Below are 16,918 nucleotides of genomic sequence, written 5' to 3'. Positions count from 1 at the left end.
AAATGGCATCAACTAAAGAATATTTAGATTTTATAATGGGGCAATTATCAAATTTAGAAGAAATTACGTATCGAGCTATGATGAAAGAATATATCCTCTATTATCGAGGGAAAATTGTTGGTGGTATATACGATGATCGATTACTTGTTAAGCCTGTAGAATCCGCAATTCATTATATGTCAAAAGTTCAATATGAATTACCATATGATGGAGCCAAAGAAATGTTGTTGGTAGAAGAAGTGGATAACCGGAAATTTTTGGAAGGTTTGTTTCAAGTGATGTATGATGAACTTCCAAATCCAAAAAGGAAGAAATAAATTATGGATGAGTTACTATTTTCTAGGAAATATTATGTTAGAAAGCTACAAAAGAATGATATTGATCAAATATATAATCTTTGTAGTAAAAATCACTTATATTATCAATATTGCTCTCCTTATGTGACAAGAAAGAGTATTGAATCGGATATGATGGCTCTTCCAGACAATGTTGATTTTAAGGATAAGTATTATGTTGGATATTTTAAGAATGAGAAGTTAATTGCAGTCTTAGATTTAATTGATGGATATTGTATTCATTGGATTCTTAATGATAGATATTAGTGTACAAAAGAATGGGGTTGTAAGTGCAATAGTCAATGAACTTATTAAATATTTAACAACACTTAAATATAAGGAAGTTCGCTTAGGTTGGATAAATGGAAATCTTCAAGCTGAACACTTTTGGATTAAGAATGCCTTTTGTCCTATAAAAGAAGGTCGTGTAGTACTTGCGAATCGACTATTAAATAAATTCTTTACTGATTGATAGATATTTATCAGCATAGATACTTTCTTTTTCCCAGATGATGTCAAAGTCGTGTTGTAACTTAAAATCATCTAAAGTAATTTCTTTGAGTTCTTTTGATTTTAATTCTTTTCCTACAGCTATCTTATATAGAAAAGAGATTCCACAATCTTTTTTCAATAGATTCATGATGGTATGCATATTTTCTACTTGCGTATAATGTATAAAATTTGAAATGTGTAAACCATGCGCAATTAAGCTTTGTTCAAGAATGTTTCTTGTTCCAGAACCTTCTTCACGCACTAAAAGATGTTCAGATATTAGATCATGAATGGTATGGGGCTCTTTATTAAATTGATGGGATGTAGCACAGACAGCAATATAGTCTTCTGTGCTATACTTTTTATGAGAATAGTTTTCTTTTGGATAATTTCCTTCGACAATAGCCATACTGATTTGTCCATGGTCAAGTAATTCGAGCAGTTTAGATGTGTTGCCATAGTGAAGGTGGATGTTGATTTCTGGATGATTTTGAATAAAGTTTGCCAATTTATCTACAATCGCATATTCACCGATGGTCATAGTTACTCCAATGGAGAGAGTTTCAATGTTGGATGTAATATTGTTGAGTTCATTCATTAAAGCTTGTTCATTATTCTTCATTGTTAATAAATGTTTATATAGTATTTGACCAGATGGAGTTAGACTTAATTCTTTATTCTTATAATTGAATAGGATTGTATTGTATTGTTTTTCTAAAAAATGAATATGTTGCGATACAGCAGGCTGTGTGATATTTAATTGTTTAGCAGCTGTTGTAAAATTTAATGTTTTGCATACAGTAAGAAATGTTTCAGTTCGATAATCTAGCATATGTACCTCTAATGATAAGAAAATATTATTATTCGATAGAATTATATAATTTTACCTTATTGTTGTATAGTGATAAAATTCTCTTCATGGAGGGATTATTGAATGAATTTTATAAATAAATATGGAAAAGGCATTTTGATTTGTCTTTTGATTGCCATTCCATCATGGATCATCGGAAAAATGTTTCCGGTCATTGGTGGAGCTGTCATCGCAATTCTTGCAGGTATGATCATTGCGATGTTTTGGAGTGATAAACAAAATGCAGAAGCTGGTATTAAATGGACTTCTAAAGTGATTTTACAAACAGCGGTTGTATTGCTTGGTTTCGGAATGAATTTAGGTGTTATTTTTGAGACAGGGAAACAGTCTTTACCTATCATTGTTTGTACGATTACTATTTCACTTGTACTTGCGTGGATTATGAAGAAGGTTTTAAAAGTACCTACAAATACATCAATACTTGTCGGTGTTGGATCATCTATTTGTGGTGGTTCTGCCATTGCGGCAACAGCCCCTGTGATTGATGCGGATGATGATGAGATTGCCCAATCCATTGCGGTTATTTTCTTTTTTAATGTATTGGCAGCTATTTTCTTTCCTATCTTAGGGAAGGCTTTGGGTTTTGATACCATGCATGGCGATGCGTTTGGTATTTTTGCAGGAACGGCCATTAATGATACATCAAGTGTAACAGCTGCTGCGTCGACTTGGGATAGTATGTTTAATCTTGGTAGTGCCACATTAAATAAGGCAGTAACTGTAAAGTTGACAAGAACTTTAGCGATTATTCCAATTACACTAGGACTATCTTTTATTCGTGCAAAAAAAGAAAGACAAGCATCAAACTTTAGTTTGAAACGTGCCTTTCCAATGTTTATACTTTATTTTATTTTGGCGGCTATTTTTACAACGATTTGTGTAAATGTTGGAGTAGACTCTAATGTATTTGCACCACTTAAAGAATTATCTAAGTTTTTGATCATTGTGGCTATGGCGGCCATTGGACTTAACAGCAATGTAATCCAGTTGATCAAAACGGGTGGTAAGCCGATTGCGGTTGGTGCAATCTGTTGGTGTGGTATCACAATTGTAAGTCTTATCATGCAGTATATAATGCATATTTGGTAAAAATTCATAACTTGAGAAAAATTGTATGTAATGATACAATAAGGCTCGTTTGCGAAAGGGGTTATGACAATATGCAAAATGAAGTAGAAAAAATGGATATGAACGCAATGGTACACCTTATTTTAAAGGCAGTTGCACTTGCGATGGGAATTGGAGTTGCCGTTCTTTCTGTACTGAATCAAATTGATATCCGTTCCGAATTCGGAATGTTAGGAATAGGACTTGCTTGCCTGGCAATGGATTCAATTATAAAGAAAGAGTATCAATAAATTTTCGTGTGGCAATATTGGTTGCACGACTTGCATCCTGGACAAGAAGAATATCTCGTTCAGGATTTTTTATATTTGTTTGAATTTCAAAAATATCAGAATCCTTAGAAATTAATTCTTTAGGATAGAATCCAATGCCAAGGTTGTGTTTGACTAATGGAAGTATTTGATCGGCAGTAGCCACTTCTAAATCGGTATGAAAAGGGATTTTGTGATTTAAAAATAAGTTTGAATAATAGATATATGTACTTGTATTTTTGCCTAAGGTGATAAATGGATAATACGAGATTTGTTGAATGTCTAGAATCTGGTTGTTTAAGCTTTCATATTCTTTTCCACCAATCAAGACTTCTTCAAAGGAATAGAGTGAAGTTGCACGTAATGGCTTTTTAATATTGATTGGACTTGTGACAATCGCAATATCGACAATACCTTTTTCTAAGGCATCAACAGCTTGAATAGAGGAGTGGTTGGATAATTTGATTTTGACTTGTGGATAGGCTTTGTGGAATTGTTCAAGTTTGGACAATAAAAAGATATTTAGAGCCGTTTCACTTACACCAATTGATATATGTCCATGTTCTAAGGTTTTATTTGAAAGGATTTCACTTTCTCCTTGGTAAAGTTGTTCAATGGCTATCGCAACATGTTCATAGAGTTGTTCACCTTCGGGTGTTAGGGTAATACCGGAATGAGAGCGTACTAAAAGCTTACATCCAAATTCACTTTCTATGTTGTTCATGGTTCTAGAGATGTTGGGTTGGTTGTTATGTAGGATTTGAGCGGCTTTTGAAAAGCTTTTATATTTAGCCACATAGTAAAAGATGCGGTAATAGTCTAGTGTCATGTTATAACCTCCATATAATTTTTGTATAATATATATTTAAAATATACATTTCACATATTTTCTTGGAGTTAGTATAATATTTTTAGTCTGAATAGGCAAGCCATCAAAACAGATACAAAAAGTGTGTTAAAGGAAGACCTCTTGTATCTGTTTGCCGAAAGGATTAGAAAAGAAGTGAGAATCATGCCAACAATTTTTCCTAGGGAAGAAAAGGCAGAGGCTTTGTTTGATAAAATTGTCAAGGATCCTAGAGCCTGTAAACGATTAATGGATGCCTTTTATGAAGGTGTTGCCTGTGATGAGGATTCAAGCGTAGAAGAAGAAAGGGTACTTGTGGATAAACAAGTATTTACCAATGCACTATTTACTGCATATAAAAATAAAGATCTGTCGGCATTTTTAATGGCTGTATGCGGTAACAGTATGTTTGATTTATTAAGAAATGCATTTTTGATTCCATTGCGATTTAATGATAAGGGAAAAGAGAATCCGATTCTTTTAAGTGATGAGGATGGAAATATTATAGAAAGTGATATTCATATTTCTGAATCAAAGAGGCATATGTTTACAAAGCTTGTAGAAAAAAATCGATACTTAGCGTATGGCTTTTTAGAACAGCATAGTTTTAAAGAGGACATGTCCATTCAAACTATTCAAAATGAATCGCATTTAGGTATCTTGGTTGTCCAAGAAATGCCTGAAGAGCTTCATGAAAAGTTAAGTGATGCACAAATTTATTCTGGCTTATGGGATTCTATGATGAAGCTTGAAGATTTGTTGTATAATGCATTCTTCTATTGTGGTGATTTTAAAGGAAAGTATTGTGTTGGTGTATTCTTGCCATTTACACATTTCGAACATAATTTAGAAAAGAATATTGAAGTTTCAAATAGTATTTTATATGAATGTATACAAAAAATGCTGAACGATTAAGTTCAGCGTTTTTATGTACAATATCGAAATGAGGGATCGGTTAAGATACGGGCAAATATAAGTCCCATTGGAAGAGCTAAAACAATCAATAAAGATTGAATGAGCCAGTTAGCTCCAATATACATGGTGGATGTGAGTTCGAGATTATAGATAGCTCGATACATATATAGGCCTGGGACCATAATCACAATGGATGGTACGGTTATCGCAATTCTAGGATATCCTGTATTTCCTTTGATCATGGAGGCAAGTAGTCCGGCTGCTAATGCGCCAATAAAGGCTGCGGCTGCAGCAGGTAAAGATAAATCGACAAGTGTTAGTCGTAATGTGTTTGCGATGGCTCCAATGCATCCGGCACTGGCGGCTATTTTTTTTGAACTATTAAACATAATGGAGAATCCAAAGACACCTCCAAAACTGGTTAATAGTCTTAAAAGTAACTTAGTTGATGTTGGAATGTGTAATTTTACAAAATCAACGGGTTGAAGATGTAAAACTAAAGCACAGATCCATGCAGTAAGTGTGGCAGCTAAAATAATAATAATGGCATAGGCTAGTCTTTCTAGACCGGATCGTAAATCTAATTTAGCTAAGTCAATACCGCTTGTGATGAAGGGAAAGCCTGGAATAATGAAAAGCATAGAGCAGATGTATCCAGCTTCGTGTTGTGTGGATATGCCAAAATAGGTTTCTAAAAAATTAAATAATAAGGCATATACAAGACAGGCCAAAGAAACACTGGCAGCGACATTTAAAAATAGGGTGTAATTATGTTTGATGAGTTTCATTCGAAGTGCATTGCCAAGTCCTGCCCCCACAAAGGCACAAAGCATTTCAATGGGGCCTCCACCAAGTAGAAAGGTAAAACAGCTACAGGCAAGGGCTGCAGCTAATCCTAGAATAATGGGGGAGTAACTAGAGTGAATGCTTTCGATTTGGTCTAATTGATTGTGAATTTCATTGCATGTGCATGTTTTACATTCATCTTTAAAGTGATAGACAAAGTCTTCCATACGAGCAAGTTTAGATGTGTTAACACTTGTATTATGCAAAGACAAGGATTGTGCGTGAGACTCAATTCCATCAATGCATGTGTAGGAAATATTTGTAAGTCCAATGTCGGCAATACATGTAATATTTAATTCACTAGCAATGGTGTTCATTGAACTTCTTACTCGCCAGGCACCTGTACCACAGGCTAAAAGCATCAATCCAATTCTTCCTATAATGGAGGATTTTTCTGTAAGACTTGCATTTTCAATCTTAACTTTTGAATCTTTGTTCGTATATTCGTGCCACGGAATTTCCATATGGTTGTTCATAAGATCATCTCCTATATCATTTATATATAATACGCATAGTATAAATATATATTCGATATTTAATTCCATGAATAGTATAGTCAACTAAAAAAAGAAGTCAAATTAATCGACTTCTTTATGAATCCATGTCATTAATACTTTAACAATATATGCTTTTTGTTTGGGGCCTAGTGGCTGATTGGATTTGATCTTATGCCATTTATATAAACATTGTCTGCAACAACAGCCAGTAGCATGTTGAGCAATGAATACAGGGTGTCCTTTGAAAGGTGTTTGTTTCCCATCGTTGGGGATATAGGCTGGAGCTAATCTTTTTTCGACAAAATCTATGGCATGTTTTTCGATGGTGTCTATTCCTTTGGCTTGTATATACTCCTTATCTTTTTGTTTCAGATGAAAGCTGCTTCTAAATTTGGAGTGGAATAAGCGATTAAAAAGTTGTTCAAACCATTCGGATTCTGTCATAGTTTCTCCTTACATATATAATAAAAAAAACCAGCTAAGCTGGTTTTATAATCAAGTGGCGCCTGAAACAAGACTCGAACTTGTGACCTGCCGGTTAACAGCCGGATGCTCTACCGACTGAGCTATTCAGGCATTTGTTTTTCACTTGACTGCCTAAATATAATACCAAAAGAATTAGAGTTATGCAAGCACTTTTTTTGATTTTTTAGACAAATTTCAATTCAGAAATAAAAAAACCAGCTAAGCTGGTTTTATAATCAAGTGGCGCCTGAAACAAGACTCGAACTTGTGACCTGCCGGTTAACAGCCGGATGCTCTACCGACTGAGCTATTCAGGCATTTGCTTTTCACTTGACTGCTTGTATATAATACCAAAAGATGTTGTGTTATGCAAGTACTTTTTATAAAATTATGATATATTATTTTTTAAATGGAGGGATGTACTATGTTAGACGCGATTGTAATGGATATGGATGGTACCTTATTGGATCCAAATAATAAAATTTTACCGGAAACGAAGGCAGCATTGATTGCTTGTCAAAAGCAGGGAACAAAGCTTGTGCTTGCGAGTGGTAGAAGTTATACAAGATTACTTTCATATGCTAAAGAATTAGAGATGGATGTATATGGTGGCTATTTGTTAGAGGTAGACGGTATTGCATATTATGATGTTCAAAAGGATGAGCGTCATGTTTTAAAACAGATGTATAAGGAAGATGTTGAACCTGTTTTTGCGTATTTGATGCATAAAAATTGTGAGACAATGGCTGTATTTAATGATGGATTATTTGATTATATTCCAGATCATATAATGGAAAAGAAAAAAATATTAAGAAATTCAAAAGAATATCCAGAGGATTTTCCTTGGACGGGTGGTCCTTGGTCTTGGCTTGCAGATATGCGTGATGGATATCCTAAGATTACGTATATTAAGGATCTTAGTGAAATTCAATATCCTGTAAATAAGATTCAGACAATTGAGGATGAAGAGGTAACTACACAGTTGGCTTTGGATATTAAAAATGAATTTAAAGATCAATATGAAGTGTTCCGTACTTGTCCTAGAGAATTAGAGATTTTGCCTAAGGGATATAGTAAGGGAGCTACTTTAGTTCGCATGATGGATATGTTTGGTTGGGATAAGGATAAAGTCTTCACATTTGGTGATGGTGAAAATGATGTGAGTATGTTTGGTGTTGTAACTCATAGTTTTGCGATGGGCCAGGCTATGGATTATGTAAAAGAAAAAGCAGCTCATGTGACCAAGTCCAATGTAGAACAGGGTATTGTAGCTGCTTTAAAGGATTTTAATATTTTGTGATATAGCTAACGACAAGCTTCATTGTGTTTTCTACACCATCATAGTGTGTTCTTTCCATTCCGTGGCTAGCATGAACACCAGGGCCAATCAAGGCTCCTTTGATGTCGTTACCACCGCGTAATGCGGCACTGACATCTGAACCATATTGTGGGTAGATATCAACGGCATAATTAAGCTTGTTTTCTTTTGATAGTTCAACTAGACGAGTAATCATTTCGTAGTCGTATGGTCCGCTTGAATCTTTTGCACAGATTGAAACGTCTTGTTCCGTACAAGCAAGATCTGTACCGATGCATCCCATATCTACGGCTAATAATTCTTCGACTTCTTCTGGAAGACAACTTGCTCCATGACCAACTTCTTCATATGTACTGAACATAATGACTAAGTCTCTTTGAGGTGTGACGTTGTTGTCTTTTAAGTATTTTAGTACGCCCATTAAAGCTGTAGCTGAAATCTTATCGTCTAAGAATCTAGATTTAATGAATCCACTTTCTGTGATTTGTGTTTTTGTGTCAATACAAATAAAGTCTCCGTTGCAGATACCTAATTTTTCAACATCTGCTTTTGAGTGTACAACTTCGTCGATACGAACTTCCATTGTATCTTCTTTTCTTTCTAATGTTGAAGCATCTGGATATACGTGTACGCTTGGTGAACAAGAAAGAATTGTTCCTGTATATACCTTTCCATCACGAGTATAGATCTTACAATATTCTCCGTCTAATGTTGGTAAGCATGGGCCTCCGACTTTAGTAATGGCAAGTTTTCCATTGTCTTTGATGGAACGAACCATAAGTCCTAATGTATCTAGGTGAGCACTCAATCCTAATGTGTGTTCAGAATCTTTTCCGTCTACATAGATCAATAAATTTCCTTTTTGGTTACGACCTGTTGTGTAGCCTAATTTTTTAGCTTCTTCGTCCATGAAATCGATGGCTCTTTTTGTGTAGCCTGTTGGTGAATCAATATTCAAAATTTGTTTGGCGATGTCACAGACATATTCTTTATCAAATGGTTGCATATTTTAAAACTCCTCCTGTATGTATTATACGCTTTTATACAAATTCAAGACAATGTATTCATCCTTTTTTTGAAAATTGTGATATTGTACTAGAAAAGGAGGCTAATTGTATGGAATTAAATGTAAGAGAAGAAAAATTAAGGAATTTATTTAAACAGTTTCAAGTGGAACATAATGAGAATTGTGAGACAGTATTTATTGATAATAATGATGAACATTTAGAAAACTATTTAAATGAATCAAATACGGTATATTTACATATGGTGGATTATGAAGTAAGACATCTTGATTTGAGTAAAGTAAATACAATATTTGTGAATAAAGAGTATGCGAGTAAATTAGAAAATGGAATTCAGGATGAACAAAGACTTCTGGAATTATTGTTAAATAAATATCCAAATCTTAGAGTTGTATTAATTACCGATAAAAAAGGTGCTTATTATAAAGATAAAGACATGATGATTTACCAGAAAGAATTGGCTTCTAATTTTGATAAAGACTTATTCTTAGTTAAATATATGGCTTCAGAATTAAAGGGGAATTCAGAAATGACATCTTTATATCGAGGTGTAAATCAGTAAGTTGATATTTAACATCTTTCTCGTTATAATACAAATACAGAAAAGACTACTAGATATGGTGGTCACTCTGGATTAGGTAGAAGCGCTAATCCCGTTGTGAGTGGGTGGTTAGCGCTTTTTGTTTTCTTCATGAATAATAATGATCACTCGTATGAGTTGTAAAATAGCTATTAAAACAATAGTTATATCAATATTAACTTGAATTTGCATACGCTTATTCCTTCATCCCGGGGATCGAAAGTCTCAAGGATTTATCCAGAGGAAACCACCTGCCATATCTAGTAGCAATTTCAATTATAAAGGTCCAATGTGAAAAAGACATTAAACCTCAAAATTTTTTTAAAATACATGTGTAAATCGGTAAGTTGATATTTAACATCTTTCTCGTTATAATACAAATACAGAAAAGACTACTAGATATGGTGGTCACTCTGGATATTGCAAGAGCGCTAAATCCTTTGTGAGAGGTGGTTAGCGCTTTTTATTTTCTTCATGAATAATAATGATGACTCGTATGAGTTGTAAAATAGCTATTAAGACAATAGTTATATCAATATTAACTTGAATTTGCATACGCCTATTCCTCCATCCCGGGGATCGAAAGTCTCAAGGATTTATCCAGAGGAAACCACCTGCCATATCTAGTAGCAATATCTATTCTAAAGGTCCAATCTGAAAAAGACATTAACTCTCAAAACTTCTTGAAAAAAATTAAAATTAACCTATGAAGATGTCGAATAATGTCTTTTGTGATGTAAAGTCAAAATATAACTTACATATATAAAATCTACTTTATATAAAGTGTATGCTGAGAGCATACATTTTTGTTTTTATATAGAAATTTATAGGAAACGGCTTACACAAGTGGTATAATGCATATAACATAATTACTTTATGGAGGGCGTTACAATGGATAATAAGTATGTATTAGGTTTAGACATAGGAATTAGTAGCTGCGGGTATGGAATTATAGATCTTGAAACAGGTAAATTTGTAGACTATGGAGTGCGTTTGTTTAAAGAAGGCACAGCAGAAGATAATGGGAAACGTAGAGACGCTAGAAGTCGTAGACGTTTGACTTCAAGACGTCATACTCGAGTTATGGACATGCAAAAATTGTTGAAGGAAAACGGTATAATGTCAAATGACTATCATCCTTTGCAGAATGTATATGAATTGCGTTGTAAAGGTTTAAGTGAAAAACTAACAAATGATGAATTAACGGCAGCTATTTTACATATAACAAAACATAGAGGTAGTGTTATTGAAACTGTAGAAGAAGATGCAAAAAAGAGTGACGACGAATTGAGTTTAAAGGCTACTTTGCAACATAATGAGCAGTTAATTAAACAAGGAAAATTTATTTGCCAAATTCAATTGGATAATTTAAATGATAAGAATCATATTCGTGGGCATGAAAATAATTTTTCTACAAAGGATTATGTAAACGAATTGAATGAGATATTACATCATCAAGAATTGGATGAACAATTTATTAATAAGATTATTGATATAGTTGCGCGTAGAAGAGCTTATTATGAGGGGCCTGGAAGTGAAAAATCACCGACACCATATGGACGATTTATAGAAGTTGATGGGCAAATTAAAGAAATAGATTTGATTGAAAAAATGCGTGGGAAATGTAGCGTATTTCCAGATGAACTAAGAGCTCCTAAAATGGCGGTAACAGCAGACTTGTTTAATTTCTTAAATGATATGAATAATTTAACAGTAGATGGTAATAAGTTATGTCCAGAGGAGAAGAAGGGAATTTTAACTATAGTTAGTCAGAAAGGGAATATTACTTTACGTCAATTGGCAAAAGAATTAAATGTGGATGAAGTTGATATTAAAGGCTATCGTATAGACAAAAATCAGAAGGCTATTTTTACTGAGTTCAAGGGATATAAGAAAATTAAATCAATTTTAGAAAAAGAAGGATATTCAATTTCATTAAATGATTATGAAATGCTAGATAGAATTATTGAAATTCTTACGAATAAAAAGGGTATACAAGAAAGAAAAGATTACTTGTATCATTTGGAGTATAGACTTTCTGATTCAGTGGTAGATACTTTAGCAAATACAACAGGAATAACAGGCTATCATTCATTATCTTTTAAAGCATTGAAATTATTAAATAAAGAATTGTTTGAATCTGAAATGAATCAAATGCAGCTGTTACATGAATTGAAGTTGTTTGACAAGAATCGTGTTTCTCATAAAGGAAAAAAGAACATTGAATCAGACCCAGAAGCTATTTTATCTCCAGTGGCAAAAAGAGCGCAGAATGAAACTTTTAAAGTTGTAAATGCATTGAGAAAGAAATATGGAGAATTCGATTCCATTGTTGTTGAGATGACTCGTGATAAGAATTCAGATGAAAAGAAAAAGAGAATTAGTAACTACCAAAAAAATCGAGAGAATGGATCTAAAGAAATGGATAAACTTTTGAATGAAAAGGGGTATGATCCAACAAAAATTAATGGAAAAACAAGAATGAAAATTAGTTTATATTTGCAACAAGGAGGCAAGAGTGCATATACTTTTGAACCTTTAGATTTAAATCGAGTCATTAAAGATTCAAAGTATACTGAAATTGATCATATTATCCCAATCTCTATATCATTAGATGATTCTCAAAATAATAAAGTTTTAGCATTACATTCAGAAAATCAAGTGAAAGGTAATTTGACTCCTTTTATGGCATATGCAGCTAATAAATTTAATGGAATGGGATGTAGTTATTCAGAATTTAAGAAAAATGTTCTTTCTAACGATAACATTCCATACAAAAAGAAGTTGAATTTATTAAATGAAGAAAATATCACTAAGGAAGAAGTGGCTAAAAAATTTATTAATCGAAATCTAGTAGATACAAGTTATGCTTGCCGTGTTGTTTTAAATACGTTATCAGACTATTTTAAAGATAATGAGATTAATACAAAAGTTCATACTATCAATGGCCGAGTTACGGATTTGTTTAGAAAGAAAATCCATTTAGAAAAAGATCGTGATGAAGATTATTTGCACCATGCAGTGGATGCACTGATTGTGGCTTCTGTAAAGAAAATGAATCTATTAAATGGATACCTTGCAAAACAAGAACATGATTTCAATGATTTATATAATGAAGAAACGGGAGAAATTATTACAATTCCTGATGATAAGGTATTCTTTGATGAAAGATATATTCAATATATTGTGAATTTGAAAACGTTATATCAAGAAAGTAATCAGTATTACAATCGTGTGATTGACAAAGAAAATATGCATTTTAATCCAATTAAAATTTCTCACAAGGTGAATACAAAACCAAATCGTCAGATTGCAGATGAAACTATCTATAGTACAAGAAACGTAGATGGAACGGATTACTTGATTGAAAGAATTCCTAATATTTACGATTCAAAAGATAAACGGCTTGTAGAAGATATTTTAAATGGAAATGACACAAAATATTTAATGTCAAAGCATGATCCACAGACATTCGATTTAATTAGAGACATTGTGAAATATCATTACGAACAGTTTAAATCGGATTCAAAAATGTATAAAGTAACTAAGAAAAAAGATAAAGAAATTATTACTTTAGTTGGGGAAAATCCATTAACTAAATATAAAGAAGAAAATGGGTCTATACGTAAATATTCTAAGAAGGGAAATGGTCCTGAAATTGTGACAATGAAATTTGAAAGTGAAGTTCTTGGTAATCATTTAGATATTTCTTCAAATTATCATACAAATAATAAAAAAGTTATTCTAAAACAAATTAAGACATATAGAACAGATTTTTATAAGTGTGCAGACGGAAAGTTTAGATTTGTAACAATATATTTCAAAGATGTATCTTTCAATAGAACAAAAGGTACATATGTAATTGATAGAAAATGGTACGATGGTGAAAAAGAAAAGAAGAGAATTAAAAGTACAGATAAATTCCTATTTTCTATGCATAGGGATGAGCTTTTAGGTGTTGTGAAAGAGCAAGGACAACCATATTTTTACGATGTGTATGATGAGGTACCGGATAAAAAAATACTTCACGACGGAGTAAATCCAGAAATTTTGTTGTTTGCATTAACTGGTAACGATAAAACAAATGTAGTTAATTTATATCCGATTTTTGCATATAAAAAAAGACAACAAAAAGTACTAACTACAGCAAAAGATATAAGAAAATATGCTACAGATGTATTGGGAAATCTATACGAAGTGAAGGATAATAAGTTGAAATTGGAATTTAAATAGAGTATACTGAAGGCGGTTATATTCTAGCAAAAATTTTTATGACCTAACAAAACAAGGGTTTATCCCGGATTCGGCTCTTCGGAGCCTTTTCTTTTACCCTTTTTATGGGCTATAGAGTTATATATATTGAAAAATGTGAGTATTTGAGACTGTATTTAGATAATTTGAAAGTGGAAATTAAAAATGACACTTTATTGATTCCGGTTTCAGATATTCAAATTCTAGTGATTGATAATTATCAGTCTAATTTGAGTGTACCTTTAATTAATAAATTAACAGATAATAATGTGTGTACCATTATTTGTGGAGTGGATCATTTACCAAAAAGTTATATATTGCCGATGAATGGACATTTTTCAAGTAGTGGAAATATTTCAAAACAGATTTGTTGGGATTCAAAACGTAAAGAAGATTTACATGCAATGATTGTGAAAATGAAGATTTTAAATCAAATAGAAATATTGAAGGTCAATAATAAAGATTTTGAAGTGGAAAAGAAGCTGTATGAATTTGTAGATAGTGTTGTTTCTGGTGATAAAACAAACAGAGAAGGCTTGGCTGCGAAGATGTATTTTAGAGAACTTTTTGGTCATGATTTTGTTCGATTTGAAGAAGATGTGATAAATGCTGGATTAAATTATGGTTATGCTATATTTAGATCACTGATTACATCAATTATTGTAGCAAAGGGCTATATTGCTAACATAGGTATTTTTCATAAGGGAAAACAAAATATGTTTAACTTGAGTGATGATATTATAGAAGTATTTAGACCAATAGTGGATCATTATGTTTATAACAATATGACGGATGATATTATTTTTAAACAATCTCATAGAGAAGCTTTAATACAATTGACAAACAAGAAAATTATGATTGATGGAAGAAAACAAACAATAGCAAATGCAATTAGTTTTTATCTAGATTCTATATTTAATTATTTAGATGGTGAAGCAGATTCCATTTTGTATCCATTACCAGTAATATATGATATATGATTTTATGCGATTAATATTATTTTTTGATTTACCCGTGGTATCTAAAGAAGATAGAAGAATTTATGCAACATTTAGAAAATATCTAATTAAAAATGGATATATTATGATGCAGTATTCGGTGTATTGTAAAATATTTGCAAATCGTGAAGCAGCAGTAAAACATGTGAGTATTTTGCAAAGAAACGTTCCTCAAAAGGGACAAATACGAATTCTATTGGTTACAGAAAAACAATACGCAAAGATTGAAATAATAGTTGGTGGTAAATCAAATCAAGAACAAGTTGTGAATAGCGATGCATTTATAAAATTATGAATCTATTGACTATAAAAAATGGAACAAATAAATGGAATCTTCAAATGAATCATGTGAAATATATAATTTCAGATTCAAGTACGAATTATACATTGCTACAAGCAATTCGATTGTTTACTTCAAAAGATAAAAGTGAAAATAGAACAGAAAATAATATTAGTACGAAAATGCTTATAAACGAAAAAGAGATAGAACTTAAAAATAATATGTTTATAGAAATATCAGAAATGTACTCTCTTAATGAGGATAAAAAGCTCACTACAAAGTCATTGATGTTAAAGTATTTGGAAATTAAACTTCAGAATCAAGATTATTTTGATACTATCAGTACAATTGACATATTGTTGAATTCATTATCAGAAGAAGTCAATGATGAATCAACGCTTAAAATTATGTTTAATGGAGCTAATTATAAGCAATTGATAAAAATGTTGTCACCATATTATGAAGACGAATTACAAAAAGATGAATTTGATCTAACGAGAGATGAATTGATTTTGTTTCAATTGGATTTAGTTGAATATATTTCCAATCATAATTCAAAATATGATAATATCTTTGTTTTTGGCAAACTAGATAATTTAAGTGATAAAATTCTTCAGAAAATCAATAAAATTGAGAATGTCATATTAATGATTTTTACAAATTATTACAACGATTTAATGAATGTACAAAATACAGCTTTATTGCAAGATAAAATAATAGATTTAGCAGACATGGAACAAATTTATTACGATCTATCACAAAAATCACTTCAAACATATACATTACAGGAGGTAGAACAAATGACAATTAATTATTTACAACAAATATACACTCATAAAACACATGATATTTATCAAGAACTAGATCATTTATCAATTAAATAATTAGTATTCTATTACATTCAAAAATGTGCTACCATATTTTTGAGGTTTTGTTACCATATGAATTTTTGCTAGAACAGAACAGTCAAGAGTTATGCATTTTAAGTTAGGCAGTTTTGTTACCATATGAATTTTTGCTAGAACAGAACACTTTCGACGGTGGGATGTGATTTGTATACGTTTTGTTACCATATGAATTTTTGCTAGAACAGAACATGTAGCAGAAGGCGAATCAATTCCATTAAGTTTTGTTACCATATGAATTTTTGCTAGAACAGAACTAAGTGGTGGGGAAGTGCCTACGGATGCGGGTTTTGTTACCATATGAATTTTTGCTAGAACAGAACGAAAGGAGAAAAATATGACAGTTAAACCTAGTTTTGTTACCATATGAATTTTTGCTAGAACAGAACGGGCGTTTGTGGTATATCCCGAATCTGCGCGTTTTGTTACCATATGAATTTTTGCTAGAACAGAACTACACAAGCCAAAAAACAAATTGAAAGGATGTTTTGTTACCATATGAATTTTTGCTAGAACAGAACTTAATTTCTTTGAATAGCTCAGTAACTTGAGTTTTGTTACCATATGAATTTTTGCTAGAACAGAACATAACCTCTTTGCAAAGTCTGTCTTGTCTAGTTTTGTTACCATATGAATTTTTGCTAGAACAGAACGGGCGTTTGTGGTATATCCCGAATCTGCGCGTTTTGTTACCATATGAATTTTTGCTAGAACAGAACTACACAAGCCAAAAAACAAATTGAAAGGATGTTTTGTTACCATATGAATTTTTGCTAGAACAGAACTTAATTTCTTTGAATAGCTCAGTAACTTGAGTTTTGTTACCATATGAATTTTTGCTAGAACAGAACATAACCTCTTTGCAAAGTCTGTCTTGTCTAGTTTTGTTACCATATGAATTTTTGCTAGAACAGAAC

17 protein-coding genes, 2 tRNA genes and 1 CRISPR repeat array are annotated in these 16,918 nt (G+C 32.1%); of the genes, 12 read left to right on the top strand and 7 right to left on the bottom strand.

The features are described 5' to 3' along the window. Nucleotides 1-2 precede the first annotated feature (2 nt). The 3 genes from KTQ83_RS05805 to KTQ83_RS05795 are packed head-to-tail and all read left to right on the top strand — an operon-like array spanning nucleotide 3 to nucleotide 807. Nucleotides 3-317: a TfoX/Sxy family protein gene (locus KTQ83_RS05805; RefSeq protein ID WP_217256203.1), complete on the top strand. Its 315-nt coding sequence runs from the start codon at nucleotides 3-5 to the stop codon at nucleotides 315-317. Between the two features lie 3 nt (nucleotides 318-320). Beyond that, nucleotides 321-602, top strand: coding sequence for a hypothetical protein (locus tag KTQ83_RS05800; RefSeq protein WP_186998351.1), 282 nt, complete (start codon nucleotides 321-323; stop codon nucleotides 600-602). Then, entirely contained in the window at nucleotides 589-807 is a 219-nt protein-coding gene (locus tag KTQ83_RS05795) for a hypothetical protein (protein WP_186998350.1), read from the top strand. Before KTQ83_RS05800 ends, KTQ83_RS05795 begins: the two co-directional genes overlap by 14 nt. Here KTQ83_RS05795 and KTQ83_RS05790 read toward each other — a convergent pair. Further along, on the bottom strand, nucleotides 784-1,659 hold the full coding sequence (locus KTQ83_RS05790) for a LysR family transcriptional regulator (RefSeq protein ID WP_217256201.1): 876 nt from the start codon (nucleotides 1,657-1,659) through the stop codon (nucleotides 784-786). The two genes, KTQ83_RS05795 and KTQ83_RS05790, sit on opposite strands and share 24 nt — an antisense overlap. Before the next feature lie 102 nt (nucleotides 1,660-1,761). Here KTQ83_RS05790 and KTQ83_RS05785 point away from each other — a divergent pair, with 102 nt between their 5' ends. Beyond that, complete coding sequence (locus KTQ83_RS05785; RefSeq protein ID WP_186998348.1) at nucleotides 1,762-2,787, top strand: YeiH family protein; 1,026 nt, start codon at nucleotides 1,762-1,764, stop codon at nucleotides 2,785-2,787. Nucleotides 2,788-2,858: 71 nt separating this feature from the next. Further along, on the top strand, nucleotides 2,859-3,056 hold the full coding sequence (locus KTQ83_RS05780) for a hypothetical protein (RefSeq protein ID WP_186998347.1): 198 nt from the start codon (nucleotides 2,859-2,861) through the stop codon (nucleotides 3,054-3,056). Here the strand turns inward: KTQ83_RS05780 and KTQ83_RS05775 are convergent. After that, nucleotides 3,034-3,903 carry a LysR family transcriptional regulator gene (locus KTQ83_RS05775; protein WP_186998346.1) on the bottom strand — a complete coding sequence of 290 codons (870 nt, stop codon included), beginning with the start codon at nucleotides 3,901-3,903 and terminating at the stop codon, nucleotides 3,034-3,036. The genes KTQ83_RS05780 and KTQ83_RS05775 overlap by 23 nt on opposite strands. A gap of 183 nt (nucleotides 3,904-4,086) precedes the next feature. Here KTQ83_RS05775 and KTQ83_RS05770 point away from each other — a divergent pair, with 183 nt between their 5' ends. Then, complete coding sequence (locus KTQ83_RS05770) at nucleotides 4,087-4,836, top strand: DUF4866 family protein (RefSeq protein WP_117573763.1); 750 nt, start codon at nucleotides 4,087-4,089, stop codon at nucleotides 4,834-4,836. An 11-nt stretch (nucleotides 4,837-4,847) separates the two neighbouring features. Here KTQ83_RS05770 and KTQ83_RS05765 read toward each other — a convergent pair whose 3' ends face one another. The 4 genes from KTQ83_RS05765 to KTQ83_RS05750 all read right to left on the bottom strand — a co-directional run bounded on the left by KTQ83_RS05765 (nucleotide 4,848) and on the right by KTQ83_RS05750 (nucleotide 6,961). Next, nucleotides 4,848-6,158 carry a threonine/serine exporter family protein gene (locus KTQ83_RS05765; protein WP_186998345.1) on the bottom strand — a complete coding sequence of 437 codons (1,311 nt, stop codon included), beginning with the start codon at nucleotides 6,156-6,158 and terminating at the stop codon, nucleotides 4,848-4,850. A gap of 102 nt (nucleotides 6,159-6,260) precedes the next feature. Beyond that, on the bottom strand, nucleotides 6,261-6,623 hold the full coding sequence (locus KTQ83_RS05760; protein ID WP_217256199.1) for a DUF4186 domain-containing protein: 363 nt from the start codon (nucleotides 6,621-6,623) through the stop codon (nucleotides 6,261-6,263). 56 nt (nucleotides 6,624-6,679) lie between these two features. Continuing rightward, nucleotides 6,680-6,755 (bottom strand) — tRNA-Asn (locus tag KTQ83_RS05755). A gap of 130 nt (nucleotides 6,756-6,885) precedes the next feature. Beyond that, a tRNA-Asn gene (locus KTQ83_RS05750) sits at nucleotides 6,886-6,961 on the bottom strand. Nucleotides 6,962-7,068: 107 nt separating this feature from the next. Between KTQ83_RS05750 and KTQ83_RS05745 the strand changes: the two genes are divergently transcribed. Then, nucleotides 7,069-7,944 carry a Cof-type HAD-IIB family hydrolase gene (locus KTQ83_RS05745; RefSeq protein ID WP_186998343.1) on the top strand — a complete coding sequence of 292 codons (876 nt, stop codon included), beginning with the start codon at nucleotides 7,069-7,071 and terminating at the stop codon, nucleotides 7,942-7,944. Here KTQ83_RS05745 and KTQ83_RS05740 read toward each other — a convergent pair. Beyond that, nucleotides 7,931-8,968 carry a M42 family metallopeptidase gene (locus tag KTQ83_RS05740; RefSeq protein ID WP_186998342.1) on the bottom strand — a complete coding sequence of 346 codons (1,038 nt, stop codon included), beginning with the start codon at nucleotides 8,966-8,968 and terminating at the stop codon, nucleotides 7,931-7,933. The two genes, KTQ83_RS05745 and KTQ83_RS05740, sit on opposite strands and share 14 nt — an antisense overlap. Nucleotides 8,969-9,078: 110 nt before the next feature. Here KTQ83_RS05740 and KTQ83_RS05735 point away from each other — a divergent pair, with 110 nt between their 5' ends. The 5 genes from KTQ83_RS05735 (at nucleotide 9,079) to KTQ83_RS05715 (ending at nucleotide 15,980) form a co-directional block, all read left to right on the top strand. Beyond that, nucleotides 9,079-9,549: a hypothetical protein gene (locus tag KTQ83_RS05735; protein ID WP_186998341.1), complete on the top strand. Its 471-nt coding sequence runs from the start codon at nucleotides 9,079-9,081 to the stop codon at nucleotides 9,547-9,549. A gap of 909 nt (nucleotides 9,550-10,458) precedes the next feature. After that, nucleotides 10,459-13,800 (top strand): type II CRISPR RNA-guided endonuclease Cas9, encoded by a 3,342-nt coding sequence (gene cas9, locus KTQ83_RS05730; protein ID WP_217256198.1) that lies wholly within the window; start codon nucleotides 10,459-10,461, stop codon nucleotides 13,798-13,800. Between the two features lie 104 nt (nucleotides 13,801-13,904). Beyond that, a complete protein-coding gene (gene cas1, locus KTQ83_RS05725) occupies nucleotides 13,905-14,798 on the top strand; it encodes a type II CRISPR-associated endonuclease Cas1 (protein ID WP_186998339.1) in 894 nt (297 codons plus the stop codon). A 4-nt stretch (nucleotides 14,799-14,802) separates the two neighbouring features. After that, the gene (gene cas2 / locus KTQ83_RS05720; protein WP_244975788.1) at nucleotides 14,803-15,111 is read left to right on the top strand and encodes a CRISPR-associated endonuclease Cas2; all 309 of its coding nucleotides are present in this window, start codon (nucleotides 14,803-14,805) and stop codon (nucleotides 15,109-15,111) included. A 272-nt stretch (nucleotides 15,112-15,383) separates the two neighbouring features. Further along, the gene (locus KTQ83_RS05715) at nucleotides 15,384-15,980 is read left to right on the top strand and encodes a hypothetical protein (RefSeq protein WP_217285029.1); all 597 of its coding nucleotides are present in this window, start codon (nucleotides 15,384-15,386) and stop codon (nucleotides 15,978-15,980) included. A 44-nt stretch (nucleotides 15,981-16,024) separates the two neighbouring features. Next, nucleotides 16,025-16,918: direct repeats of the CRISPR family, unit length 36 nt; unit sequence GTTTTGTTACCATATGAATTTTTGCTAGAACAGAAC.

Source organism: Holdemanella porci, from assembly GCF_019052655.1.
GTDB classification, from domain to species: Bacteria; Bacillota_I; Bacilli_A; order Erysipelotrichales; family Erysipelotrichaceae; genus Holdemanella; species Holdemanella hominis.
Note: the sequence above shows the minus strand (reverse complement) of the source record. Positions and strands in the feature narration are given on the sequence as shown.

What these genes read in the sequence shown, in the direction of transcription:
- KTQ83_RS05785 (WP_186998348.1), top strand. Translation starts at nt 1,762, where the DNA reads ATGAATTTTATAAATAAATATGGAAAAGGCATTTTGATTTGTCTTTTG.
- KTQ83_RS05790 (WP_217256201.1), bottom strand. Translation starts at nt 1,659, where the DNA reads ATGCTAGATTATCGAACTGAAACATTTCTTACTGTATGCAAAACATTA.
- KTQ83_RS05795 (WP_186998350.1), top strand. Translation starts at nt 589, where the DNA reads ATGATAGATATTAGTGTACAAAAGAATGGGGTTGTAAGTGCAATAGTC.
- KTQ83_RS05800 (WP_186998351.1), top strand. Translation starts at nt 321, where the DNA reads ATGGATGAGTTACTATTTTCTAGGAAATATTATGTTAGAAAGCTACAA.
- KTQ83_RS05805 (WP_217256203.1), top strand. Translation starts at nt 3, where the DNA reads ATGGCATCAACTAAAGAATATTTAGATTTTATAATGGGGCAATTATCA.
- KTQ83_RS05780 (WP_186998347.1), top strand. Translation starts at nt 2,859, where the DNA reads ATGCAAAATGAAGTAGAAAAAATGGATATGAACGCAATGGTACACCTT.
- KTQ83_RS05740 (WP_186998342.1), bottom strand. Translation starts at nt 8,968, where the DNA reads ATGCAACCATTTGATAAAGAATATGTCTGTGACATCGCCAAACAAATT.
- KTQ83_RS05745 (WP_186998343.1), top strand. Translation starts at nt 7,069, where the DNA reads ATGTTAGACGCGATTGTAATGGATATGGATGGTACCTTATTGGATCCA.
- KTQ83_RS05715 (WP_217285029.1), top strand. Translation starts at nt 15,384, where the DNA reads ATGTTAAAGTATTTGGAAATTAAACTTCAGAATCAAGATTATTTTGAT.
- cas2 (WP_244975788.1), top strand. Translation starts at nt 14,803, where the DNA reads ATGCGATTAATATTATTTTTTGATTTACCCGTGGTATCTAAAGAAGAT.
- KTQ83_RS05760 (WP_217256199.1), bottom strand. Translation starts at nt 6,623, where the DNA reads ATGACAGAATCCGAATGGTTTGAACAACTTTTTAATCGCTTATTCCAC.
- KTQ83_RS05775 (WP_186998346.1), bottom strand. Translation starts at nt 3,903, where the DNA reads ATGACACTAGACTATTACCGCATCTTTTACTATGTGGCTAAATATAAA.
- KTQ83_RS05735 (WP_186998341.1), top strand. Translation starts at nt 9,079, where the DNA reads ATGGAATTAAATGTAAGAGAAGAAAAATTAAGGAATTTATTTAAACAG.
- cas9 (WP_217256198.1), top strand. Translation starts at nt 10,459, where the DNA reads ATGGATAATAAGTATGTATTAGGTTTAGACATAGGAATTAGTAGCTGC.
- KTQ83_RS05770 (WP_117573763.1), top strand. Translation starts at nt 4,087, where the DNA reads ATGCCAACAATTTTTCCTAGGGAAGAAAAGGCAGAGGCTTTGTTTGAT.
- cas1 (WP_186998339.1), top strand. Translation starts at nt 13,905, where the DNA reads ATGGGCTATAGAGTTATATATATTGAAAAATGTGAGTATTTGAGACTG.
- KTQ83_RS05765 (WP_186998345.1), bottom strand. Translation starts at nt 6,158, where the DNA reads ATGAACAACCATATGGAAATTCCGTGGCACGAATATACGAACAAAGAT.